Here is a 23,880-nt window from a genome sequence, read left to right as displayed (position 1 = left end):
GAGGAAGCGACATGGCTTTTTTAGGATTAACCGATCTCGTATACCGGATAACGCTGCAGTGTGCGAGGTTCTTCTACGCGAATATGCTTTGGATCTTTTTCACGATTGCCGGACTGGGGATATTCGGTCTCTTTCCGGCAACGCGGGCGCTCGTCAGCCTCGTTCATATCTGGGATGAAGACCGGTCTGCACCGATTTTCAAAACGTTTTATAAGGAATTCCGGGAATCATTTCTGCAGGCAAATGCAACCGGATGGATGCTGACGCCGCTTGCGGCTCTTCCTGCCTACGGGATTTATCTCGCGCAGAACTGGGCAAATCCGGCTTCGGTATACGTAATGTTTATGCTCGTCGGCCTGTTTTTATTTGTCTTAAGCTACGCCTGGTTTGTTTTTCCGGTTCAGTTCCTTACCGGGGAAAAGAGGCTGGCAGCTTCATGGAAAAACACGCTGTTTATCAGCATTACGTCCCCGCATATCTTTTTAGGAATGGTTTTTGCGTTTCTCGCTGTCCTGGCAGTGCTTGTTTTCACCGGATTTTTTATCTTCTTCTTTGCAAGTGTAAGCGTATGGATTATGATGAAAGGAACAAAGTTTGCCATGCGTCATATCCAGAAGCGTCAGGATCATTCGATGCCTGCGCTTACTTAAAAGAGCAGGGAGGATAAGCTGATATGAGAACCGCAGGACTGCAGCAGTTAAGGAATATATCGCTTCGAAAGCGGATCCTCATTCTGTTTGTCCTGGCTGTTTTCGTTCCATTTTCGATTACAGTCTGGGTCTCCTATAAAAATATTCAGTCGACGATTGCCACGCAGATCGAAGAAGGGGCACAAAGTGATCTGCACCAGCAGCTTACGCATACGGAATACGTGATGGACACGCTCGCCCAGGTATCCCAGCAGTTCATCTATCCAAGTAACATCGCGAGAAATATTGGCAGCTACCTGGAAGCGGATGATACAGCGGAGCTTCTGAGCCGCAGTGAGGAAATCAAGCGGGAGCTTGATTATATTTCCTATTCCAATGCGAGCGTCGGTCTTGCAGTTTATATGACGGAAGAGGAGGAACCGGTGTTTCAAAACATGCTCCTCCGTGATTCGTTTGATATCGATAATCTGCCATATCTCGGACGGTACGGCGGCTATGAATATTACGGTCCTCATATCAGCATGAACCCGCTTAATACGCAGTACGTCATCTCGATTTCCCGCGATATTTATTATCCGAACGGCGACTATCACCGTTTTTATCTCGAAGGAAACTACCGGGAAAAAACGACCTCCGGAGAAGAAACGATGACGGATCGCTCCTTCCGTCTGCTCTTAAATAAGGAAGGGGAAATTGTCCATTCGGAACTTGCCCGTCTGTTTGAGCCGGGCAGTCAGTTTAATGAAGGAGACATAACCGAAGCAAGCGGGAGGGATAACGGTTATTTCTGGTTCCGGGATACGAGCCGCCATGGATGGAGCATCGTTTCGCTTATTCCGAGCTCAGAATATATAGCAGCGCGGGACTCCTGGATGTCCCAGATGGCCGTGCTTGCTGCCGTGTTTGTGCTGGCGACGCTGTTTATTGCGTCTCTCCTGCGGATGATGGTCTACCGTCCGCTCCTGCAGTTCCAGGGGGAAATTGAAGCGGTCACCAACCAGGAGTGGCATTCTTCTGCCCAGCGTACGAAGATTCCCGAATTTGACAACGTACTTGACCAGCTGGATACGATGAAAGGGGAAATTCGTGCCCTGCTTACGGAAGTCCAGGAAAAAGAAAAACACCGGGCCGATCTGGAAATTGAGAAGCTTAAATATCAGATCAACCCCCACTTTTTAATGAATACTCTTGATACAGTCCACTGGCTCGCTGTCCTTCATAAACAAAAGGATATCGACCGTATTGTGACGTCCCTCAATAAACTTTTGTACTATAATCTGAAGAAAAAAGGAGATACCGCTTCTCTCCGGGAGGAGCTGCAGGCCGTGGAGAACTATTTTATTCTCCAGCAGGTACGCTACTCGTTTGACTACAGCATTCATGCCGATATCCGTGATTCTATGCTCGATACGCTCGTGCCGCGGTTCATCCTGCAGCCGCTTGCGGAAAATGCCATCTTTCACGGTCTGGAAGATGAGGGGCATATCGATGTTCATATTTACGTGGAAAACGCCTCTCTTGTGCTGGCGGTCCGTGACAACGGACACGGTTTGACGAATTCGGAGACAGAAAGGCTGCTCCAGGATGATACGACAAACCGGGAAGGGATCGGTATCGGCTTCAGCTATGTGAAAAAAATGATCGCTGTTTATTATAACGGGGAAGCCCATATCGAAATCGAAAGTGAAAAAGAGGCGTTCTCAATCGTCAAAGTAATTATTCCATTAAGCGAAGTAAAGAAGCACAGTGCCTAGCAGAAAGATTCCTTTCATATTGATAAAAGCCAGGCTGTCTCTATTGGGGCAGCTTTTTTTATGCAGGCTGCCTTGAAAATAAAGTTGATAAGAGATAAAGGGTCGCTTTCGTTTCCATAGGGACGCGTTCCGAGCCGGCCTCAGCTGATCCCGTCCTCCCTGCGGTCGTGCGGGATGGATCTTCGGCTCGTCCTTATTCGCCCTGGAGTCGCCCCATTTGCCTTACAGCTTAAGTTAAGGCTTTGTTAAAGCTCTGTGTTGTTTTTTGGAGTGCCTGCGGCTCTTCCGCCTGCCGCGGAGAAAGCCTTCAGCTCTCCCTCTCTTGCGTCCGGGAGGATCTTCCCGCTTTCTTTTTCCGCAGGCGTCTTGAAAAAATCACCTTGGCACTGGCTTCTAACTTGGTACCTTCTTGATTCAACCAGCTCAACCAGCGGGCTTTCTGTATTTGAAAATGAAAACGAAGCGGAAACATGCCCGTGTAGAAGGAGGTCGGAAGATCCCGCAGGGCGTAAGCCTGAGGAAGCTGGAGATCTCCTCCACGGCAAGCCTGCCGGGTTGCAGCGAAGTTTGCTTATATATCAACAACAGACTCACAGTTTTTATGTATAGAAAGTTATTTAAGTTAAGACTCTGCTGAAATCGTATTTTGTTTTGCGGTTGTTTACAGAAGTCTTCAAACTCTACAGGGAGCTGCTCCTAACGGGAGAACCTCCTAAAGACAGGAGCAAAAAGAGGATTCATTCCACTTACATAGTCCGTTTGAACGAAATTTCATGCCTGCAGTTTAAGCACCTGCACGCAGGGAAGGAGAGGGATAGAAAGTATGGAAAAACAAGGAGGATATACTTACATGAAAACACGTATAATGGGTGTTTACGAAAAAGAACAGCTGCTGAAAGAAGAAGTGCAGAAGCTGAAAGGGCAGGGCTACGAGCCGGTAAAAATATCAGTTGTAGTTGGGAAGGAAGAGTTTCCAACGTTGTTTTCCGAAGATATCGCAATGGGCGTAAACGTGGAGAAGGTTGCAACGAAGCCTGAAGGAGAAGGTGACTTTGTCTCTACGATAAAAAATGCTTTGAATACCGAAGCAGAAGAGGAGCGCAAAGCAGCGAGTGAGAACCAGTTTGTACGACTCGGTCTGACCCAGCTTGAAGCGGAAAAATACCGTGAAGATGTGGATGCAGGCAGACTTGTCCTGCTGCTTCATGCTGAAAAACCAGAGCTGCAGAGCAATCAGCTGAATAAAGATATTCGTCCGGTCACGCCGATCCAGCAGCGGGAACGAGAGACAGAAGAATTTTCCGAGACATCTGAAACGGCTCATGCTGCCCAGGAAAAAATACTGGAGCCAAAAGAAGTGAGAGCAGAGGGTATTACAGAAAAAGAAAAAGAAATGCAGGCTGTTCAGCAGGAGCAGCAGACGCATAAGCATGTGACAGAGGAAGCAAAAGAGCATGCTCTGCAGGAGGAAAGAGAGCAGAAAGCGGCGGCGCCACCTGAACCGGCCTCTGCAAAAAAGACGGAGCCGGTCGAGGAAGACGAAGAACAGGCTTTGAAGCTTCGTGAAGAGCAGCTGGATATCAATAAAAAAGAAGTGGAAAAAGGCGAAGTAGGCGTCCGCAAGCGTATCATTGAAGAAGAGAAAACGATTAAAGTGCCTGTCCAGCGGGAAGAAGTTTATGTGGAAAGACGCTCGGTTAAAGATCGTCCTGAAGGCGGCGAAATTAAGGAAGACACAGAAGAAATCCGCATTCCGATTAAAGAGGAAGAAGTGGAGATCCGAAAGAAACCGGTTGTTACGGAGGAAGTTTTCGTAGGCAAGCGGACATATGAAGATACAGAAGAATCCACGGAAAAAGTGAAACGGGAAGAAGCAGAAATTGATGAAGAAGGCCGCGTGGATGGTAAAACAAACTACCGCGGAACGAAAGAAGAATAAAGACAGACTTAAACAGTGCCTCTGCCTGTATTTATTCAGGCCAGCTTGAAAATAAAGAAGACAAGTGATGAACGTGCGCTTTCGGGGCGGGCCGTCCTCCCTTTATTAACCCAGGAGCTCCAAGCTTTAACACAGCTTTTTTATTGAATATAGCGTTTACTCAGGAGCCGTCTCTTGGATCACCCAGGGACGGCTCTTTTTTCTGCGATCTATGGGGGGAATACGACAAACTGGTTTACGCTTTCCTGTTAAAGGAAAAATGATTACTAAGCTGATTTTTACAAATGAACAGGAGGTTCGATAATAATGACACGAGTAGTTGGGATGTATGAAGAAAAAGAACAGATGGTGGAGGAAATTAAAAGACTCCAGCAGGAAGGTATAGATCCGAAAAACGTTACAGTCGTACTCAGCCGGGAAGGGCACCGCACCGTGTTTGCCGACGATTTGTTTCCGGGCATTACGCTGGAAAAAATCGATACCGAACATACCGGTGAAAGCGGCTGGGTAGCGAAGATGAAGGAAAAGTTAAATTTAAAACAGGAGAAAGCACGGAAAGAAGAAGGCGAGGAAACGCTTGTCGAAGCAGGAGTATCCGATGAAGATGCTGAAAAGTACCGAAGTGGTGTAGAAGACGGACGGATGGTGCTGCTTGTGGAGGACGGAGTGAAGATCTCGCCGGAAGGACGGGGAGACACTGCCACGACCAGCGAACAGATGGGCTCTGCAGCCGATATCGTAGACGAAGCTCCACCTGCGCCTGAACCGGCTGAAGAAACAGAAACGGACGATCCGGAAAAGGCTGAAAGAGCGAAAAAACAGGAAGAAGTTGTTGATGAAAACCAGCAGGATCTGGCGGATGAATCGCCTAAAGCAGAAACGGATAACGAAAAACACAAATAGATAAAACACAAAAAGGCTGTCCTCCGAAAAAACAAGGGGACAGCCTTTTCCAATGCTCATCGATTATAGACTTATCAGCTAATACCTTCTTGCCCCTTCATAAAGATCGGCAAAAAAGTCGCTGTCATCGAGGTGGCGGGTTGTTACTCCGGAAGATTCGCTTGTGATCATGAATTGATTATTGCCGACATAAATACCGGGAAGCAGCGATTGGGATCCGTCGAAAAATACAAGGTCTCCCGGCTGAAGCTCCTCGCGGGGAACTTCTTCACCGTTATTCCACATCGCACGGCCGTTCCGCGGCAGATCGACATCGCGTGCCTCAGAAAACACGTGACGGACAAACCCGCTCGTATTAAAGCCGCTGTCCGGGTTTTCGCCGCCGCTCTTGAAAGGAACGTTCAAGTAAGCGGAGGCACGCTCTACGACCGGATTTTCGCCTTCAAGAGCCATGTCATCAAATCGTTTTACGCCTGTGAAGGCATCGCTCCAGTAATCATTCAGTTTGGAAATCTGCGTCATGCCTTCCGTACGGCTGGCATGAATCATAAATCCATCACCCACATAAATACCAGCGTGGGTCACTTCCCCTTCTTCGCGCAAGCTGTCTTCCACATCCACATCGGAAAAGTAAAGGACATCGCCTTCGCGGAGGTTTTCCTCGGGGATATCTTCACCGACTTCAAACTGATCGAGTGTGACTCGCGGCAGGAATACGTTCTTACTATCACGGAAGACCTCCTGGATGAAAAAAGAACAGTCGAACGCTTCGAGCGTATCGCCTCCGAATTCATACGGGGTACTTAAATAGTTCATCGCTTCGCGGACGGCGGGGTGGTCGTGATCGCTGTATGTGCCCGGATGGAGCGATTCAATCTCTTCTTCTGTCAGTCGTCTGGCTCCGATGTAATTTCGGGACCAGAAATCATCGTCGTCGAGATGCAGCCTTTCTACGCCGCCGCTTTCCGTGACGGTCATGAATTCATTCTCTTCAAGATAAATCCCGGACATCAGTGTTTCGCTTTCAAAAAAGACCACGTCACCTGTCTGCAGGTAGTTGCGGCCGACGTCTTCTCCAAGGTCCAGCTGATGAGCGGCAAGCCGGGGCATCCGGATGCCGGTGGCGTTTTCATATACGTGCTGTACGAATCCGGAGGAATTAAACCCTTCTTCCGGGTTATCCCCCCCGGACTGGTAATCGGTCCCTTCCAAAATTTCTGCTTTTTGGATAAAATCATCTATTGAATAGTCGAGCTCGGTATCCAGAATTCCCTGACTGTAGGGCTCGGTGTCCATATCGTGATCGTATTTTTCACCTCCGCTTTCTTCCTCTTCTTCTCCCCATGGGATAAAAAGAAACAAAGCGGCGACGAGTCCAAAAAGAATGAGAAGGGGAATAAGTGGACTTTTTTTATTTGCTTCTGCCAACTGTGGCCCCTCCTTTCTCAACTCCTTTTTATTTTAGTGGAAAAACCTGCCTCGTGTAAATAAAGGTGCTTCCAGTGTGCGCAGGGGGTCTTAAACCGGCAGTTTTTTTGTTCGCTGAAGCTCCTGTTCTCCGGCTGTTATTTTTAATTCCGCTGGAAATGGAATACTCCCGCTTATAAATGGTAAAATGTAACGAGAGTTTTTCCTGAGTTGACTATGAGAATCAGAAAGAGGAGAGTCTGCATGAATCAAACGTTGAAAAAGAAATACGAAGAGCTTTACAGTACGAAAAAAATGTCGGTCGCCGGTGCACTTGAGCACGTCCATTCGGAGGATCATATCGTTTCGGCGATGGCTGCGGCGGAACCGCGCGGACTGCTTTCGGAGCTGCATACGATAGCGGACCGGGTGCAGGACGTCCGTATTTCCACGTGTCTTCCTATGATGCCGTACGACTATTATATGAACGAAGAATATAAAGGGAATTTCCTGATGGAAGGGTGGTTTTATACGCCGAACATGCGGAAGATGCATGAAAAGCAGACCGTATCGTTTGTGCCGAATCACCTCCATCTAGCCGGCGAGCGCCGCGGGGACCACCGGCCGGTTGATGTCTTTGTCGGTACCGCATCGCCTATGGATAAGCAGGGATATTTATCTTTATCACTCAGTGCCACATATGAGCGGAAAATGATCGAAAGTGCCCGCACGTCGATTATTGAAGTAAACGAAAATATGCCGCGCACGTTCGGGGATACAACCGTTCACATCAGTGAAATTGATGTGATCGTAGAAAATGCCTTTCCGATTCCGGAATTTCCATCCCCGCCGCCAAACGAAAAAGACGAAGTGATCGGTAAGATGATTGCCGATAAAATTGAAGACGGCTCCACGCTGCAGCTTGGCATCGGCGGCATCCCCAATGCGGTGACCGCGCAGCTGTTTGACAAGAAAGATCTCGGGATTCATACGGAAATGTTTATTGACGGGATGGTCGATCTGTTTGAAGCAGGGGCAATCACGGGGCGGGAAAAAACACTTCTCCCAAACCGGATGGTTGCGACTTTTGCGCTCGGTACGCAGAAACTGTACGATTTTATCGATGATAATCCGGGCGTTCAGATACTGGACGGACGGTTCGTTAATGATCCGTATGTCATCGGACAGAATGAGAAGATGGTTTCCATCAACACGACGCTTGAAATTGATCTGAGCGGACAGTGCTCTTCAGAAGCGATCGGCCACCGGCAGTTCAGCGGAACCGGCGGGCAGACAGATACGGCTGTCGGAGCACAGAAATCGCGGGGCGGAAAATCCTTTATTGCCCTTTATTCTACAGCGGATATCCGTGTCCCTGGTCAAGAGGAAAGAAAGACCATTTCCAAGATTGTCCCAAGTCTAACAGAAGGGGCAGCGGTTTCACTTTCCCGTAACGATGTGGATTACGTTGTGACGGAATATGGCATTGCCAAACTGCGCGGAACAGCGCTTCACGAGCGCGTCGAGAGGCTGATTGCGATTGCCCATCCCGACTTTAGGGAGGAACTGCAGGCAGAAGCCGAAAAGCGGATGATCTGGTAATGGAAACAGTAAAAATCCCGATGTGCTGAAAAAGCACACCGGGATTTTTTATTAAGGCTGCCTTGAAAGTAAAGCAGATAAGCGATGGACGTGCGCTTTCGGTTCCAATGGGGCACAGGACCGGCTTCAGCTAATCGCTTCCTCCCTTCGGTCGGGCGGGGTGGGGTTCCTCCTCTATCGCCCCATGTCCTTTCCAGCTTACGGTAAAAACGCAGGCAAGTATCTGTCTTCTAATAACGAAGATCCCGTTTGCTCCTCCTTTATTACTCTAATTTTACAGGGGTTCTCTTAATGAATCGGAAAGCAGCGTAACTGATGACGGCGGCAAGGACGGCAGTCAGAGCCAGGGCTGGGAGGGGGACTGTACCCGGATTATCAAGAGCTATTCCGAAAAGGAAGAACTCTGTACCCCAGATCATGCTCTCGATAAGCAGCGTGAGCAGTCCTGCAGCGACAAAGGCGAATCCAAAAAGCCAGCCGAACCGGTAGTAGCCGATGCCGATCAGCATTCCTAAGGTGTAATAGAGAAAGATTGTAAAGCAAAAGGCGAGAAAAGCAGTGATGCTGTAAGTCTGTAAAGCGGTGTTATTAATAACAGCAGTATCGACAGCCGGAGTGATTATTAAATTTTCAACGACATTGAGTACGAAAGCGAATATGGGAAGAGTGACAGCAAGGAGCCCGGCGGAGATCAGAGTCGATTTGAAAAACGTTTTTCTCGTTTTTCCGTGCTCGATAAGCGTACCTAAAAAGTAGTAGGCAGACATAATGCCGAGAACGAGCAAAAAGATTTTACCCGGCTGGTAGGCAAACTCGACAAATGAATCTACCGGAAGGTCTTCCGTTTCAACGAAATGATCTACAATGTGAAGGACGATGCGGATAGCCGTCATAATACCGGTAAACCATAACGCCCATTTGAACTGCTCAATAAATAAAGCTGCTGCCGTATCTTTTATGTTATTCATGCGGCTCCTCTCCTTTCGTCACGTTTGTGAATACGTCCTGCAGCGTGACATTGCCAATATCAAGGCCTGCTTCTTCTGCTTCCTGCAGCAGCCTGTCATTTATCTGCTGGAAAATAATAATCGATTTTGTTCTTCCGAGACGCTTTTCTTTTAATACTTTCAGTTGAGAAGCGAATCGATCGACCGTTTCGGCGTTTCCCGTGAGAGAAGCCCCCTGGGAAAGCAGCGATTCATAATTATCATGGAGCAGCACTTTACTATCATGAAGAATGATCACTTCATCGAATAAGTGTTCCATTTCGGAAATGAGATGAGTGGACAAGATGAAAATCCGCGGATGCAGCGCCTGTTCTTCCAGAATAACTTCGTAAAACAGTTCCCTGGAAGGGGCGTCCATCCCGGTATATGCTTCGTCGAATATGGTAACGGGAGCACGGGAGGCCATGCCTTTTATAACTTGAAAAATGGAGGCTCTTCCGGTGGAATGTTTTTTCATCGGCATGTTAAGATCCAGCTGAAATCTCTCTGCCAGGCTGAGCGCATAGTCTAAATCAAAGCTCGGAATAAAATGAGCTGCATCTTTTAATATGTCTTTTCCCTTTTCAGTTTCTTCTTTGAACTTCCGTTGAAAAGTGAAGTGCACGTTGGAAACCTGATTCTCATTTTCAAACAGAGGTTCTCCATTAATCGTAAGCTCTCCCCGCGTAACTTCGCGGTAATTGGCAAGAAGTGAGAGAAGAGTCGTTTTACCCGAACCGTTTCTTCCGAGCAGTCCGTATATTTTTGGTCCGTCGATCGTGAGGTTGATATCACTCAGGGCCTTTGTTCTGCCGAAATTGAGGTCGGCATGATGGAGTTTAATGACCGCGTCCATAGCTGCCACGTCCTTTCCTGTCTTTAATCAGTTCAATAAGCTCTTCTTCAGAAATTTTCAGTTTCTCCGCTTCGTTTAATAAATCAGTTACGTAGTCCTCTGCAAAAGCGGCGCGCCGCTTTGCGATCAGCTTTTCCTCCGCACCGTCGGCGACGAACATGCCTACCCCTCTTTTCTTAAAAAGAATTCCTTCATCCACCAGTTCATTCACTCCTTTGGCAATCGTCAGATGATTGACTTTGTAAAATCCCACCAGATCATTTGTGGATGGAGCTTTGTCTCCTTCTTCAAGCCTGTGATCCAGTATCTGGTCTTCCAGCTGCTCTTTTATCTGCTTGAAAATCGGCTTCTTACTATGAAAGTCCGTACTCATTATTTTCACCGCCCTGAGTAATAAGGTTATATAGTTATGTATATAAGTATAATGCAAAGAGCGGCGTTGTCAATAGGTATTTTCGAATGAGAAAAGACATCAGAAAGTGCTGTGCCGCATTTTTGGGAGGGGGACGTGAGGGGGGAGCAGTTCTTTTAATTGGAGGGGAGGTTCTGTTAATTCGGCATGAAGTTCTCCATTTTGGGGAAGAGGTTCTGTTAAACTGCACACTTCTATTAATTGGGAGAGATTCTATTAATACGACTTAAAGTTCTCCATTTTCAGGAGAAGGTTCTGTTAATCTGTGCGACTCTTTTATTAATCAGCCGGGGGTCTATGAAGGTCTGCCGTAATTCTGCCGCCAACCCGCGGGTGATCACCACAAAAAAGTGCGATGACGAAATTTTCGTCACCGCACTGCCTATTTTCTAATCGAGCGAAAATCCTCGGAGTTTTTTCAGAGCCGCTTTACGCCAGCTTTTCACAGTGGTAACGGAAACCCCGTAACAGGCGGCGATGTCCGTGGGCTTCATGTCTTCTAAAATGTAGGCACTCGCCCAGTCTTTTTCTCTCGGGGTCAATCCTGCTTTCTCGATCCAGTCCTTCAGAAGGACGGCAGCTTCGGTATTGTTAAAGGAAAGGCTGTCGCTGTTGGCCAGCAGCTCTGGTTCCATAGCAAAATAACGGCTCTGGAAACGCTCCCGGCGTGTCAGCTCCTGACGGATTCGCCCGTAGACATAACTTTTTGCCAGCGGGGCAAAATCTCCACTTTCCGGATCGTATACCTGCCACGCTTCAAACAGTGCAATACGGCCGATCTGCTCAAATTCTTCTTTTTCCCTGTACAGATTCCAGCGTTTGACGGCACCGAACACCATCGGCATAAACTGGTCAAGAACGATGTCGAACGAACAATCTTTATTCATTTTCTCTTCCTTTTGGAGGAGCGCGCTTCCTCTATGTTTTCCGCGGTAACTGCATCATAAAAAAAGAGAGTTATAAAAGCGAACGCACGTTCTTGAAGTTAGTGAAGACGAACACGATGTTTAAGCGGGGCAAACGTGAAGTATCCGGAGAGAAAAAAACAGAAAAGGGCTGATTTTAAAATTTTTACAATTTAGATTGATATATGGGAGAAGCTGATATATTATTTATTTAGGTCGAACGTTTTACATATATTAGGGTAGATATCCCCGAAACTCGTTTGTATCCGCTTTAAAACCTGCATTTACATAGAAAAAAAGATATTGCATTCCAAAGGCCTATTTCTATCTGCCCTCTTTATATAACGTTTTTGACACTCCTTATGCGTACTGTATTTGTCTATTTCTACTAATTAACCTTGAAGAGGAGTACCAATCTGATGAAGACGACAAGTGAATACATCATTACCGTTGATACGGTAATGCTCGCCCCTGCCTTTGAAGCGGAGGGCGGTACGATTGTGCACGAAAAAGAGCAGATTCTCTATGTGAAGCAGTCTCCATGGGAGATAATCAATGAAAACTGTTTTCTGGGATTTTCTTCTTACGATGGAAGGGTGAAGGCAGCAAAGAAGTATTTAAACTGCGATAAAAAAGTGCCGGTGCTGATCTACGAGCGGGATCATATTGCAGCTTTCCCGACCCGGTCTCCGACTCACCATCTCTGCCACTGGGTCTTTCCACTTCACGCAAGGGCGTTCCTCAAAGAGCCGGGTGAAAAAGATATAGTCATTCTGCAGACCCGTCATGGAGAGAAGGTCCGTCTTCCGGTGTCACACTATATTGCATTAAAACAGATGCACCGGACGTACCATCTGCTGCATACACTCGATACGTCTTCATAGAAAAACGATCCGGAAGCGGATCGTTTTTATTACATATTTACTGCTGTAAAGTATTTTCCATTTTGAATCAATTTCATAAGTCGCTGTAAGAAAGGGATTTCCGAACATGGTGAATGATTTCCACTTCAGACGGACGCTTTCCGCGGGGCTCGTCTTCAACTAATTCTTCCAGTGCTTCACACAGGAAGAATGGATTTTCAGACTTCGCTTTATCCCGCCGGAGCCGCCGTCTGCCGTTTCAATCATCCGATTTTATATACGAATAATCAAACTATAAATTGATAAAACATTCGTTAAAATAACTTGAAATGTATATTATGAAATCGATTCTGAAGAGTCAACATAGAAAATACCTGCAGGAATAAAAGAATTTACAGAGTAGGTTGACAAAGAAAAAAGCAGAGGTTATAGTAATGTAAACGATTACGTAATCGATTGCTTTATCAATTTTGCAGTAAGGGAATGGGAGCTGTTATGAATAGAAGCATGAAAGATGTAGCGAAAAAAGCCCGGGTATCAACTGCTACAGTCTCCCATGTAATTAATGAGACAAGACATGTAGCTGAAGACACGAGAAATAAGGTCCATGCTGCAATGAAGGAACTCGATTACCGTCCTAATTCGGTAGCCCGGAGCCTCCGCAGTAGAAAATCCAATATTATCGGCCTGCTTGTTCCGCTTGTTGCTTCTGACACATCTAATTTTTTCTTTATGTCCATAGCAAATGGAATTGAACAAGTTTTAAAGGAAAATGGATATAACTTAATTTTAAGTAACAGCAGTGAGGATCTTGAGGTGGAGCAGGATCAGATCAAAGTATTTAACACGCAGTTTATAGAGGGGCTGATTATCGCACCTGTGGATTCCCACACTCATGATTACAGCGACAACCTGCACGGGGAATACCCCACTGTTTTCATCGACCGTAAACCGAAAGAAGTTATTAGTGATACCGTTCTGATTGATAGTGGAGCAGGAACTTACGAAGCGATTGATCTGCTGATCAAAAAAGGCCACAGGCGAATCGGTTATGTAACAGGGCCGCTCGGAATCACGACGAGTGACGAACGGATTGAAGCATACTCCCGGGCATTGAGAGAACACGGGATGAAGTATAATGAAAACCTGGTAAAAATAGCTCCAGCTACTTTCGAAGCAGGAGAACAGCTTACAAAAGAACTGCTGGAAGAAGATATAACTGCACTTTTTGTTGCAAACAACATCATGACAATGGGAGCTGTCCACTGCCTCCAAAAAAATGACAAAGCAATACCGGAAGAAACAGCCATTATAGGTTTTGATGATTATGAGTGGATGAAAGTTACTTCGCCCCCTCTTTCCGTTGTAAAACAGCCTTCCTATGAACTTGGAAAAAAGGCCGTGGAATTGCTGATAGAACGAATTCAGGGAAGCGATAAGCCGTATGAAGTTTACCGGCTTCCATCTAAGCTTGTAGTGAGAGGATCATGTTGAAAAAAATTAAGCATGGTCCGTTATTTACAACCTTTACGTAATCGATTACGTAAACGTTTATATTCTTCTTTGGAGGTGAATTGCTACCGTCCGCACTGATCTGCTGCCTTGGTTTTTATAATTACAAATAAGGGGGATTTATTATGAAAAAAATGTCTAAGTGGATTGCTCCACTGACGCTGTCTGCCGTACTGCTCGGAGCCTGTGGGGGAAATGAGTCATCCGGGGAATCATCCAACAACGAGACCGCTTCCAACAATGGAGGAAACAGCAGTGACGAAGCTCCTGACACAATGGAAACAGGAGAGGCTGATCAGACTGTAGAAGCATCAGGTGACGAATCTGTTCAGCTTGATATGTGGATTCATCAGACAGGGGAAGATGAAACAAACTTTTATGTAGAACGAATTGATGCATTCAATGAAGAAAATGACGATATCCACGTAACGGCTGAAATAATTATTGATGATGGCGGAAGTTCCTACAGTGACAGCATAAATGCAGCACTCGTAGCAGGCAATCTGCCTGATATTCTGGCACTTGATGGTCCTTATGTAGCCAGCTTTGCTGAATCAGATGTTATTCAGTCAATCGATGAATATGTGGATGAGGAATTCCTGGACGACTTTGTTGATTCCATTATTCAGCAGGGATCTTATGATGGGGAGCTTTATTCTCTCGGAGCGATGGAAGCCTCCATTCCACTTTATTACAATAAAGAAATTTTTGAAGAGGAAGGAATTGAAGCACCAACGTCCGTGGATGAGGCATGGACTTGGGATGAATTTATGGAGCATGCAGAGGCCCTGACAACAGAAGACCGCTATGGATTAAATCTGTTTATGAACTACGGAGTCGGTGAGTGGATGACATTTATGGGTGCACCGTTTGTCTGGTCGAACGATGGGGAGCTGCTTTCTGAAGACGGATCTACAGCGGATGGCTACTTGAACGGTCCGGAATCTGTAGAAGCCTTTGAGTATATTAAATCATTATTTGAAGCAGGAGTCGTAGATTTAAATCCAGGTGAGATGCAGTTTGAAGAAGGAAATGCGGCGATGGCTCTTGGAGGCCCATGGATTTCTGTAACTGCTGAAGAAGCAGGCGTGGACTGGGGCATGATGCCGTATCCTTATAAAGAAACGCCCGTATCCCCTTCAGGCAGCATGGCTTACGGTATTACGTCGTTAACGGAAAACCCGGAAGAAGCTTTTGAAGTCATGAAGTGGTTAACCAATGAAGAGTCTACTATCGGATTGTCAGAAGTAACAGGCATGCCTCCGGTAAGGCACTCTGCTTTTGAAAGTATGGACCACTACGATGAACTGCCTTGGTCCATTATGCGTGAGCAGGTAACAGAAACAGCTAAAGCCCGGCCGCAGACACCGGCCTATCCGGTTTTAACTGACGCTTTTGCCCAGTCCTTCCATGCGGCTGCTCTAGGCGAAGATGTACAGGAAACGCTGGATCAGCAGGTGGAGCGGGTAGAACGGGAATTGGAGCGTTTCAACGACTAAAGCTCCCTTATTCATCGTAAAGTTTTCGGGAGCTGTCCTAATGAAACTTTGGGACAGCTCCTGTTTATAGCAAGCCAGAAGAAAACGAAGGAGGGAGATCGATGGCAGGGCCAAAAAAATTCAGGATGAAAACCCTTCAGGGAAAAGAAGCAGTAACAGGGTATTTATTTTTACTTCCGGCACTTATTTTACTGGGTATTTTTCTTTTATATCCGATGGGAGCAGCTTTTTACTACAGTTTAACCGACTTCTACATACTTCGCCCTGGAGAAGAAAATTTCGTAGGGCTGGCCAACTTTCAAACTATTTTAGGTGATGCAGAGTTCAGGCAGGCGCTTATAAATACGATATATTTTGCCGTTCTTGTTGTGCCTATACAGATCAGTGTAGCGCTTGGGCTCGCACTGCTTGTAAACAGAAAGCTGCGTTTTAAAGTATTTTTCCGGACGGCTTATTTCTCACCGGTCGTGATGTCGCTGGTCGTTGTTTCGATCTTATGGACCTTTATGTACAACCCGAATGAAGGGTTGATCAATGAACTGCTCGGTGTGTTCGGAATTCCTGCCCAGCCGTTCTTGACCAGTCCTGATCAGGCAATGAATTCCATTATTGCGATGAGTGTATGGCAGGGTGCCGGTTTTCAAATGATGATTTTTCTCGCCGGCCTTCAGAATATACCGAATCACCTTTACGAAGCGGCGGACATTGACGGGGCAAGCAAGTTCCAAAAATTTCTACACGTGACGCTGCCTGGTTTGAAAAACATTTCGGTTTTCATTTTCATTACTATTACCATTGCAGCCTTCAAGCTGCTCGTGCAGCCGATGATTATGACCCAGGGCGGACCGCTCGGTTCTACAAAATCCCTTGTCTATCATATTTATGAAGTCGGCTTTAACTACCGGGACGTAGGATACGCTTCGGCAATGGCGGTTGTGTTTACACTGATGGTACTTATTATAACGATCGTACAGCGAATTCTTGCCAGGGAAGAGGGGGCTTGATACAGATGGAAAAAAATCGAACAGGTAAAAAAATTCTTCTCTACGTAATTACCAGTCTGCTCGCTGTTATCTTTCTTTTTCCACTGGTTTGGATGATCATGTCTTCGTTAAAAGGAGATTTACTGATTTTTCGGGATATGACTTCTTTTCGTGCCTTTCTGCCTCCTCTTCCGAATGAAATAGACGGGGGATATTTCCAAAATTACGTGATGGCGTTCGAGCGGGTTAATTTGATGCGCTATATCATGAACAGCCTGATTTACACTATAGGAATTATTATTTTTGGTTTAATAGTCAACTCGATGGCAGGTTATGCTCTGGCTCGCTTTAACTTTCCTTTTAGAAATTTCTGGCTGGCCGTCATTATTGCGACACTGATTATTCCGCCGGAAAGTATTTTTCTGCCGCTGTATGTGCTTGTTTTCAACCTGGGGTGGGTGAATACGTATACAGGTTTAATAGTCCCTTTTATCGCGAACGCCTTTGCGATCTTTTTATTCCGCCAGTTCTTACTGGATTTTCCCAGAGAGTTGGAGGAAGCGGCAAAGATAGACGGGTGTTCCCAGCTGGGTATCTTTTTTAAAATTATCGTACCTTTGACCAAGCCGGTTTTTGCGACAGTGGCAATTGTCCTGTTTATTAACCACTGGAACGATTTTCTCTGGCCGCTCGTAGTGGCGAACGATGACAGTATGAGAACGATACAGATCGGGCTGCAGTACTTTATGAACCAGCCGCCGGTACAGTGGGGGCAGGTTATGGCTGCTCTGACAGTAGCAACGGTGCCGATGCTGATCATATTTATTTTCCTGCAGCGATACTATGTGCAGGGGCTCGCTCATACAGGTTCTAAAAATTAATCCCTGTTGGAAGATTAGGGTTCCGGGCAGATTCTGCGGGGAGAAACGCAGTGCCCTGGCTTCCTCTCACTCAGCGGGAGTTTTGAACATACCTGAAATAAATATTTAGAAAATAGGACAAGGAGTGATGAGAATGAAAAAGCCGATGCAGTCTTCTGCGGGAGTGGAGACTTATGAGGAACCGTATCGTCCACAGCTGCATTTCACACCGGAGAGTCAGTGGATGAACGATCCGAATGGAATGGTTTATTACGAGGGAGAATATCATTTATTTTATCAATATCATCCATACAGCAGACAGTGGGGGCCGATGCACTGGGGTCATGCAGTAAGTGAGGATATGTTTGCATGGAAACACCTGCCGATAGCACTCGCACCGGATGAGCTGGGAATGATTTTTTCGGGAAGCGTTGTTGTAGACTGGGAGGATTCGAGCGGATTCTTTGATGGTGAGGATGGCCTGGTGGCGGTTTATACAAGTGCCAAAGGAGATTTTCAGCAGCAGAGTATAGCTTACAGCGTGGACCGGGGACGAACGTGGACTAAATATGAAGGCAATCCGGTTATTCCGAATCCGGGGAAAATTGATTTCCGTGATCCGAAAGTGTTTTATCACGACGATTCCGCCCGGTGGGTAATGGTGCTTGCTGCTGGTCAGGAAGTAATGTTTTACACTTCCGAAGACTTGAAAACCTGGGAATTTGCAAGCGTATTTGGAGCGGAATACGGTGCGCATGGAGGAGTATGGGAATGCCCTGATCTTCTGGCGTTTTACGTACCAGGCGAAGAAAACAGCAAATGGGTCTTACAGGTGGATATCGGAGACGGTGCAGCTGCAGGGGGATCAGGAGGCCAGTATTTCCTCGGAAACTTTGACGGAAAGGTTTTTACAGCAGATACAGCTCCGGAGGATGTTCAGTGGATTGATTACGGAAAAGACTATTATGCCACCCAGTCGTTTTCGGACATTCCGGAAATGGACGGCCGCCGGATTTGGCTTGCCTGGATGAGTAACTGGCAGTATGCCAACGAGGTCCCTACTGAGCCATGGCGGAGTGCGATGAGTCTTCCGAGGGAAGTAAATGTAATAAAGAAAGAGAACGGCCGCTTCCAGTTGACGCAGCTGCCGGCGGCGGAGATGGAAGCCTATACAGGAGATATTTTTATAGAAAAATCGGTCGAGATTATGCAGACAACAAAGCAGATCATCTGTGAGCAGCCTTCCACTCCGTTTAAGCTGGAAGTAAGCATTCCACTCGATAAAAAGCAGCCTGCTACGTTTGAATTGTTTGATAATGCGGACGCTCCGGGGTGTGAGGTGAAAGTTAATGCAGAAGCGGGAACGATCTCTTTTGACCGTGCGAAAATGAAAATGAGCAGTTTTCATAAAGATTTCCCCGCCGTTACTACAGCCCCGTTCGATAAAAGCAGAGAAATGCTTAAATTACTTTTTGTAGTCGACAGAAGTTCTGTAGAGATTTTCATCAATGATGGAGAACAGACGATGTGCAATTTAATTCTGCCGGAGAATCAGTCAAACTACTATATTTCAGGAAAAGGAAGTTCTGAAATCCATTTAAAAGGAGAAGTAATGCATTCTGTCTGGAAATAAGGAACAGGGAGGGAGAAGAAAATGCAGCTTTCGGGTACGTCAGGATTTATTTACCGGATTACGGACTGGATGATGAAATTAGCTCTTGTAAATCTTTTGTGGATCGGTTTTACACTGGCCGGGATGATTGTATTCGGATTCTATCCAGCATGGATTGCCATGTGCCGATTGATTCTCTGCTGGCAGAAAGGGGAAGATCCTCCTTTAGTATCCACCTTCTGGCAGACGTACCGTTCCGCTTTTGTAAGAGGTAATCTGATTACTGTATGTTTTGTATTACTTGCGGTAGTGGTTTACTGGAATCTTTACTTTATCAGCTCTCTAAGCGGTTTTATATTCTATGTCTTCAGTTTCAGCACCCTCCTTGTATTCTTTCTTGGAGCAGGCTGGCTTCTCGTAATGGGGGTCACACTTGCAGAAAAGACCGGGGGGAAGATCACAAAAAGTGACATCCTGCCTGCTCTGCAGAAAATGGTGTTCGCTCCGGGAAAGATGTTCTTTCTGCTGATTGGAATCGTGGCTGTTTACGCTGCCAATTCAATGATGCCCGGATTAATGCCGGTTTACAGTGTAAGTATTGCATGCGGCGCAGCTGTTCTTCTATTCGGGAGCAGGGAATGAACCGCTCAGCTTCCGAATAGACCGGAAATCCCCTCCACGGCAGGCCGAAGCGGAGTATTCTACATGTATCAACAACAGACTTGGCTCTTACGCGAAAAAAGGGAACTTATCTTTCCGGCTCACGATGACAGAAGATAACTTTATTAAAAAGGCTACCTTGAAAATAAAACAGATAAGCAATGAATGGTCGCTTTCGTTTCCATGGGGACGCTTTCCGGGCGGGCCGGCCTCAGCTAATCCCTTCCTCCCTGCGGTCGGAGGGATGGATCTTCAGCTCGTCCTTGATCGCCCCGGAGTCGCCCCATGGCCACTCCAGCTTACGGTAAAAAGATAGTAAAGTATCTGCCACCTACTAAAGAAGATCTTTCTTGAACATCATTCATACCACCTTTATAGATGGGAAATTCTATTCTTGTAAAAGGGCATTTTCATGCTTCATGGTGCAAAAATATTTGCATGAGTGTCTCTGTTAAAGCTCCGTGTTGTTATTGGATTGTCTGCGGCTCCTTTTTCTTCGCCTGCCGTGGAGAAAGCCTTCAGCTCTCCCTCCCTTGCGTCCGGGAGGATCTTCCCGCTTTCTTTTTCCGCAGGGGTCTTGAAAAATCACCTTGGCACTGGCTTCTACCCTGGTACCTTCCTGATTTAACCAGCGGGCTTTCTGTATTTATCAACAACAGCTTTAACACAGCTATTTTTATAGATAGAAATTAGTCGAATCAATTTCATAATAGAAGTCAGGGAGTTAAAACCGAACAATGTACATGACCTCCAATTCAGACAGCGCTTCCTCCTCCGGGAGCTGACATCTTTCACTGCGCTCATATCCATATAAAAACCTCAGGTTATAACCTTCACCTCTGACTACTTAACACCATCATTTAAAAATCGAAACAAGAAAGGGGCATACGTATTTGACTAGTATAAAAAAGCCGACTGCCGCTGCATCCCTTATTTTACTTGGTGCTTCCAGTTTCTTTTTAATGAACACAGCACAGCAGGTATCTGCTGAATCTTCCTCTCATGAAATTGACAATCCCGGTTTTGAAACGGGGGACCTCTCAGGGTGGGAAGTAATAGAGGGAGATGCCTTCAGTGATGAGAACGTTACCTCCCAGTCTACTTACTGGGAAGGAGTTCCTTTTAATCACGAAGGAGACTACCATCTTTGGGGAGCTGTAAATGACGGAGATAACAGTACCGGCAGAATCAAGTCCTCCACCTTCGAATTGGCAGGGACGGGACAGGTTTCCTTTTTACTTGGGGGCGGAAATAACAGCGAGGATCTTTATGTCGCTCTCGTTGATTCAGAAACCGGCGAAGAAGTGATGCGTGCTTCCAACGACCGGTTCAATGATCAGAACGGAGAAACGTACCGACGCTTCGTGCTTGATGCATCAGATTACTTAGGGAAAGAGCTCCATTTTGAAGTCGTTAATGATTACGAGGGCGGCTGGGGCCATATTAACGTTGACGATTTCCAGACTTATTATAGTGAAGACGGCAGCGCTGATGAAGAAGCACCACTGCCGGATCTGGTTTCCCACTGGTCGTTTGACGAAGGTGACGGCGATAAAACGCTCGACGGAGCGGTCGGTTATGAGGATGATATTTCCTACGTATTCAATGATGCCGTTGATAAACCGTCGACTCCTCCACTGTGGCGGGAAGGTATTTCCGGGGAGGCACTGCTGTTTGACGGCTATTCAACTTGGATCGAGCGGGAAGCCGCGGACTTCACCGAGCTGAACAGCACGTTTACGATTGAAACATGGGTAGCTCCCCGTGCTTACGAATGGGGAAATGAAAACAAGAAGTCGACCATTATTAATCAGCATGATCCCCTTAAAGAAGAAGGCTTCAACCTTGGAATGGGGAGGCATGGAAGCTGGTCGTTTGAAATAGGAATGGACAGCGGCTGGTTTGAGCTTTCGGCAGACGAAGACGCTCCATTGGAAAAAAATGAGTGGTCGCACGTCGCTGCTGTTCTTGATGGTGATAACAACATAATGCAGCTCTTCTTAAATGGCGAAAAAGCCGGAGAAAAAGCACTTCCTTCCGGGTCCCGGTTCCAGCCATCAGATGAACCTTTAAGAATTGGAAAGCATAACGAGCCGGCTTTGATCAATGGAGTGTTCACTGCTAATATGTTTAACGGATTGATCGATGAATTAAAAATTCACGGCAATTCTTATGGGGCGGACAGTGTGCTGGAAAGCTACGACCAGCAGTTCGAAAGCGGAATTTCAGAGCCGCAGCTGGACTATGATCGGAGCCGTTATGACGCTGATCGGCACCGCCCTCAGTATCATCTGATTTCTCCGGAACATTGGATGAATGAACCACACGCTCCCTTTTATTATGAAGGCAGGTATCATATCTTTTATCAGCACAATCCACAGGGTCCTTACTGGAACCATATACACTGGGGGCATGCGGTCAGTGACGATATGATTCACTGGGAGGATATGCCGATTGCACTCGCTCCGATAGGAGATTCGATCTCTCCGGACGGCGTATGGTCCGGTGATGCAGCATTTAATAAAGAAGGAGAGCCTGTGCTTCTGTTTACAGCAGGAGACGACAGTAAAACACCGAATCAGATGGTAGGACTTGCCGAAAGCACGTTTTCGGACGATGGAAACATCAATCTTCCCAATTGGAACATGCATGATGAACCGGTAAATGTGCAGGAAGAAAATCTGCATGCAGAAGAAGGAGAAATCATGTACGGACAGTTCCGTGATCCGTACGTCTGGGAAGAAGACGGCACGTGGTATCAGCTCGTCAGTTCCGGCATTAAGGACGGAGAGACCCACGTCGGAGGAACGGCGCTGCTTTATACGTCAGAAGACCTTTACGAATGGGAATACGAAGGACCGTTTTTCACGGGAGATGTCGGCAGCTATCCTGCTACAGGACACGTTTGGGAACTTCCGGTCTTTTTACCGCTTAAAGACGAAGACGGAAAAGAAACAGACAAATACGCTTTCTTTATTAATCCATGGTACGACGGCTACAGTGAGCATGATGTAAAATATGTATGGCACTGGATTGGCGAGTGGGACCGGGAAAACAATAAATTTGTCCCTGATCATGAGGAGCCTCGTTTATTTGATTATGGGGAACACTTTACGGGTCCAAGCGGATTTGAAAACCATGATGGACGTTCTATTCTTTACAGCATAGCCCAGGACCGCCGTTCGGAACAGGCTCACTATGATGCAGGATGGGCACATAATGCCGGACTGCCGCTGTCTCTGACATTAACGGAAGATAATGAACTGGGAATAGCACCGATTGAGGAAACTGAGAATCTGCGTGGGAAACAGCTGCTTTCCGAGAAAAATACAACACCGGCAGAGCTGAGTTCTCTATTAAAAGAAGTCGAAGGCGACACACTGGAAATAAATCTGGAAATTGAGAATGTAAATGCTGAAATAGTTGGTTTGAATTTAAGAGAAAGTGAAGGCGGAGAAGAGAAAACGATGATGTACTACAACTTTGAAGAAGAGCGTTTTGGACTGGACCGCAATCAGTCGAGTCTGGACCCGGACGTTCGAAAAGGCAGACATGAAGGAGAACTGAAGCTTAATAATGAGACGCTGGAGGTTGAGATCTTCCTGGATCGTTCCATGATTGAAGCTTATGCAGAAGGCAAGCGCAGCCTCACTTCAAGAGTTTATCCAACCCTTGATGCCATGGGAATTGATATATGGACAGAAGGTGGAGAGGCAGAAATTGTCTCTGCTGACATTTGGGAAATGAACTCGGCCTATGGAGAAAAAACTCCTCCGATGAGCGGAGACAGTCTGGAAGAGACCCCTAACAAGTCACTCCCGAACCATGATTTCCAAACAGGTGATTTATCAGGATGGGAAGTGACAGAAGGTGATGCTTTTCAGGATGAACATATAACAGATGCAGATGACTGGGGATGGGGAGGTTCATTTAATCAGGCTCATACTGCTGTAGATCCGAATCATTACCACTACTGGGGTTTTAATCCTGAGCTTGGAGGAGACGAGTTGACCGGAGAAATGCGTTCCGAAGTGTTTACACTCGGAGGCAATGGCCGGATCGACTTCCTGATATCCGGAGGAAGAGATGAGGAAAACCTGTACGCGGCTCTTATACGCGCTGACGATGAAACGAAGGTCAAGACCGCTACAGGAAATCAATCTGAGCAATACAGAAGAGTCAGCTGGGATATGTCAGATGATGTTGGAGAAGAATTTTATTTTCAGGTAGTGGATAACCGCACGGAAGGGTTCGGCCACATTAATCTTGACAATGTTAATATTCCGGTAGATTTAAATACAACGTTTGATAATGAGGAACTCGTCACCTATTACCATGCAGAAGACGAGGAAAAGAAAGAAAAGAAGAAAAAGGGCAAAGGCCGGCCGGACTGGGCCCCGGGACCACCCGAGTGGGCTCCCGGCCCTCCTGGAAACACACCTCCGGGACAGAAGAATAATTAAGAAACGAACCAAAA

Annotated in this window: 18 protein-coding genes; 13 read left to right on the top strand and 5 right to left on the bottom strand. The window is 46.5% G+C overall.

Annotation, left to right across the window (positions count from 1 at the left end):
* The first annotated feature begins 11 nt into the window (after positions 1–11).
* From FTX54_RS14600 to FTX54_RS14585, 4 genes are all read left to right on the top strand, one after another.
* The gene (locus FTX54_RS14600) at positions 12–650 is read left to right on the top strand and encodes a YesL family protein (RefSeq protein ID WP_147803726.1); all 639 of its coding nucleotides are present in this window, start codon (positions 12–14) and stop codon (positions 648–650) included.
* 23 nt (positions 651–673) lie between these two features.
* Positions 674–2,404 (top strand): sensor histidine kinase, encoded by a 1,731-nt coding sequence (locus tag FTX54_RS14595; protein ID WP_147803727.1) that lies wholly within the window; start codon positions 674–676, stop codon positions 2,402–2,404.
* 850 nt (positions 2,405–3,254) lie between these two features.
* Positions 3,255–4,343 (top strand): YsnF/AvaK domain-containing protein, encoded by a 1,089-nt coding sequence (locus FTX54_RS14590; protein ID WP_187254536.1) that lies wholly within the window; start codon positions 3,255–3,257, stop codon positions 4,341–4,343.
* Positions 4,344–4,649: 306 nt separating this feature from the next.
* Positions 4,650–5,246, top strand: a complete 597-nt coding sequence (locus FTX54_RS14585) for a general stress protein (RefSeq protein ID WP_147803729.1) — start codon at positions 4,650–4,652, stop codon at positions 5,244–5,246.
* A gap of 78 nt (positions 5,247–5,324) precedes the next feature.
* Here the strand turns inward: FTX54_RS14585 and FTX54_RS14580 are convergent, their stop codons facing one another.
* Positions 5,325–6,674: a C40 family peptidase gene (locus tag FTX54_RS14580; RefSeq protein WP_147803730.1), complete on the bottom strand. Its 1,350-nt coding sequence runs from the start codon at positions 6,672–6,674 to the stop codon at positions 5,325–5,327.
* 243 nt (positions 6,675–6,917) lie between these two features.
* Here FTX54_RS14580 and FTX54_RS14575 point away from each other — a divergent pair, with 243 nt between their 5' ends.
* A complete protein-coding gene (locus FTX54_RS14575; protein WP_147803731.1) occupies positions 6,918–8,255 on the top strand; it encodes an acetyl-CoA hydrolase/transferase family protein in 1,338 nt (445 codons plus the stop codon).
* 263 nt (positions 8,256–8,518) lie between these two features.
* Here the strand turns inward: FTX54_RS14575 and FTX54_RS14570 are convergent, their stop codons facing one another.
* From FTX54_RS14570 to FTX54_RS14555, 4 genes are all read right to left on the bottom strand, one after another.
* The gene (locus FTX54_RS14570; RefSeq protein ID WP_147803732.1) at positions 8,519–9,223 is read right to left on the bottom strand and encodes a hypothetical protein; all 705 of its coding nucleotides are present in this window, start codon (positions 9,221–9,223) and stop codon (positions 8,519–8,521) included.
* The gene (locus tag FTX54_RS14565; protein ID WP_147803815.1) at positions 9,216–10,097 is read right to left on the bottom strand and encodes an ABC transporter ATP-binding protein; all 882 of its coding nucleotides are present in this window, start codon (positions 10,095–10,097) and stop codon (positions 9,216–9,218) included. Before FTX54_RS14565 ends, FTX54_RS14570 begins: the two co-directional genes overlap by 8 nt.
* A complete protein-coding gene (locus FTX54_RS14560; protein ID WP_147803733.1) occupies positions 10,081–10,470 on the bottom strand; it encodes a GntR family transcriptional regulator in 390 nt (129 codons plus the stop codon). The genes FTX54_RS14565 and FTX54_RS14560 overlap by 17 nt, the downstream gene beginning before the upstream one ends.
* 428 nt (positions 10,471–10,898) lie before the next feature.
* The gene (locus FTX54_RS14555; RefSeq protein WP_147803734.1) at positions 10,899–11,396 is read right to left on the bottom strand and encodes a sigma-70 family RNA polymerase sigma factor; all 498 of its coding nucleotides are present in this window, start codon (positions 11,394–11,396) and stop codon (positions 10,899–10,901) included.
* A 437-nt stretch (positions 11,397–11,833) separates the two neighbouring features.
* Here FTX54_RS14555 and FTX54_RS14550 point away from each other — a divergent pair, with 437 nt between their 5' ends.
* The 8 genes from FTX54_RS14550 to FTX54_RS14515 all read left to right on the top strand — a co-directional run bounded on the left by FTX54_RS14550 (position 11,834) and on the right by FTX54_RS14515 (position 23,866).
* Positions 11,834–12,298 carry a competence protein ComK gene (locus FTX54_RS14550; protein ID WP_147803735.1) on the top strand — a complete coding sequence of 155 codons (465 nt, stop codon included), beginning with the start codon at positions 11,834–11,836 and terminating at the stop codon, positions 12,296–12,298.
* Between the two features lie 474 nt (positions 12,299–12,772).
* Positions 12,773–13,771 carry a LacI family DNA-binding transcriptional regulator gene (locus tag FTX54_RS14545; RefSeq protein ID WP_147803736.1) on the top strand — a complete coding sequence of 333 codons (999 nt, stop codon included), beginning with the start codon at positions 12,773–12,775 and terminating at the stop codon, positions 13,769–13,771.
* A 143-nt stretch (positions 13,772–13,914) separates the two neighbouring features.
* Positions 13,915–15,288 (top strand): ABC transporter substrate-binding protein, encoded by a 1,374-nt coding sequence (locus FTX54_RS14540; protein WP_147803737.1) that lies wholly within the window; start codon positions 13,915–13,917, stop codon positions 15,286–15,288.
* 101 nt (positions 15,289–15,389) lie between these two features.
* Positions 15,390–16,292, top strand: coding sequence for a carbohydrate ABC transporter permease (locus tag FTX54_RS14535; protein WP_147803738.1), 903 nt, complete (start codon positions 15,390–15,392; stop codon positions 16,290–16,292).
* A gap of 5 nt (positions 16,293–16,297) precedes the next feature.
* Complete coding sequence (locus FTX54_RS14530) at positions 16,298–17,152, top strand: carbohydrate ABC transporter permease (protein ID WP_187254537.1); 855 nt, start codon at positions 16,298–16,300, stop codon at positions 17,150–17,152.
* 133 nt (positions 17,153–17,285) lie between these two features.
* A complete protein-coding gene (locus FTX54_RS14525; protein ID WP_187254538.1) occupies positions 17,286–18,764 on the top strand; it encodes a glycoside hydrolase family 32 protein in 1,479 nt (492 codons plus the stop codon).
* 21 nt (positions 18,765–18,785) lie between these two features.
* On the top strand, positions 18,786–19,385 hold the full coding sequence (locus tag FTX54_RS14520) for a YesL family protein (RefSeq protein ID WP_147803740.1): 600 nt from the start codon (positions 18,786–18,788) through the stop codon (positions 19,383–19,385).
* Positions 19,386–20,296: 911 nt separating this feature from the next.
* Positions 20,297–23,866: a GH32 C-terminal domain-containing protein gene (locus tag FTX54_RS14515; protein WP_147803742.1), complete on the top strand. Its 3,570-nt coding sequence runs from the start codon at positions 20,297–20,299 to the stop codon at positions 23,864–23,866.
* The last annotated feature ends 14 nt before the right edge of the window (positions 23,867–23,880 follow it).

The sequence above is a fragment of the Alkalicoccus halolimnae genome (assembly GCF_008014775.2).
Taxonomy (GTDB): Bacteria; Bacillota; Bacilli; order Bacillales; family Salisediminibacteriaceae; genus Alkalicoccus; species Alkalicoccus halolimnae.
The sequence above is the reverse complement of the archived record's forward strand: the minus strand, read 5'-3'. Positions and strand labels throughout refer to the sequence as shown.

Excerpts from the sequence above, each read along its gene's own strand:
- FTX54_RS14600 (WP_147803726.1), top strand. The coding sequence starts at position 12 with ATGGCTTTTTTAGGATTAACCGATCTCGTATACCGGATAACGCTGCAG.
- FTX54_RS14595 (WP_147803727.1), top strand. The coding sequence starts at position 674 with ATGAGAACCGCAGGACTGCAGCAGTTAAGGAATATATCGCTTCGAAAG.
- FTX54_RS14590 (WP_187254536.1), top strand. The coding sequence starts at position 3,255 with ATGAAAACACGTATAATGGGTGTTTACGAAAAAGAACAGCTGCTGAAA.
- FTX54_RS14585 (WP_147803729.1), top strand. The coding sequence starts at position 4,650 with ATGACACGAGTAGTTGGGATGTATGAAGAAAAAGAACAGATGGTGGAG.
- FTX54_RS14575 (WP_147803731.1), top strand. The coding sequence starts at position 6,918 with ATGAATCAAACGTTGAAAAAGAAATACGAAGAGCTTTACAGTACGAAA.
- FTX54_RS14570 (WP_147803732.1), bottom strand. The coding sequence starts at position 9,223 with ATGAATAACATAAAAGATACGGCAGCAGCTTTATTTATTGAGCAGTTC.
- FTX54_RS14565 (WP_147803815.1), bottom strand. The coding sequence starts at position 10,097 with ATGGACGCGGTCATTAAACTCCATCATGCCGACCTCAATTTCGGCAGA.
- FTX54_RS14560 (WP_147803733.1), bottom strand. The coding sequence starts at position 10,470 with ATGAGTACGGACTTTCATAGTAAGAAGCCGATTTTCAAGCAGATAAAA.
- FTX54_RS14555 (WP_147803734.1), bottom strand. The coding sequence starts at position 11,396 with ATGAATAAAGATTGTTCGTTCGACATCGTTCTTGACCAGTTTATGCCG.
- FTX54_RS14550 (WP_147803735.1), top strand. The coding sequence starts at position 11,834 with ATGAAGACGACAAGTGAATACATCATTACCGTTGATACGGTAATGCTC.
- FTX54_RS14545 (WP_147803736.1), top strand. The coding sequence starts at position 12,773 with ATGAATAGAAGCATGAAAGATGTAGCGAAAAAAGCCCGGGTATCAACT.
- FTX54_RS14540 (WP_147803737.1), top strand. The coding sequence starts at position 13,915 with ATGAAAAAAATGTCTAAGTGGATTGCTCCACTGACGCTGTCTGCCGTA.
- FTX54_RS14535 (WP_147803738.1), top strand. The coding sequence starts at position 15,390 with ATGGCAGGGCCAAAAAAATTCAGGATGAAAACCCTTCAGGGAAAAGAA.
- FTX54_RS14530 (WP_187254537.1), top strand. The coding sequence starts at position 16,298 with ATGGAAAAAAATCGAACAGGTAAAAAAATTCTTCTCTACGTAATTACC.
- FTX54_RS14525 (WP_187254538.1), top strand. The coding sequence starts at position 17,286 with ATGAAAAAGCCGATGCAGTCTTCTGCGGGAGTGGAGACTTATGAGGAA.
- FTX54_RS14520 (WP_147803740.1), top strand. The coding sequence starts at position 18,786 with ATGCAGCTTTCGGGTACGTCAGGATTTATTTACCGGATTACGGACTGG.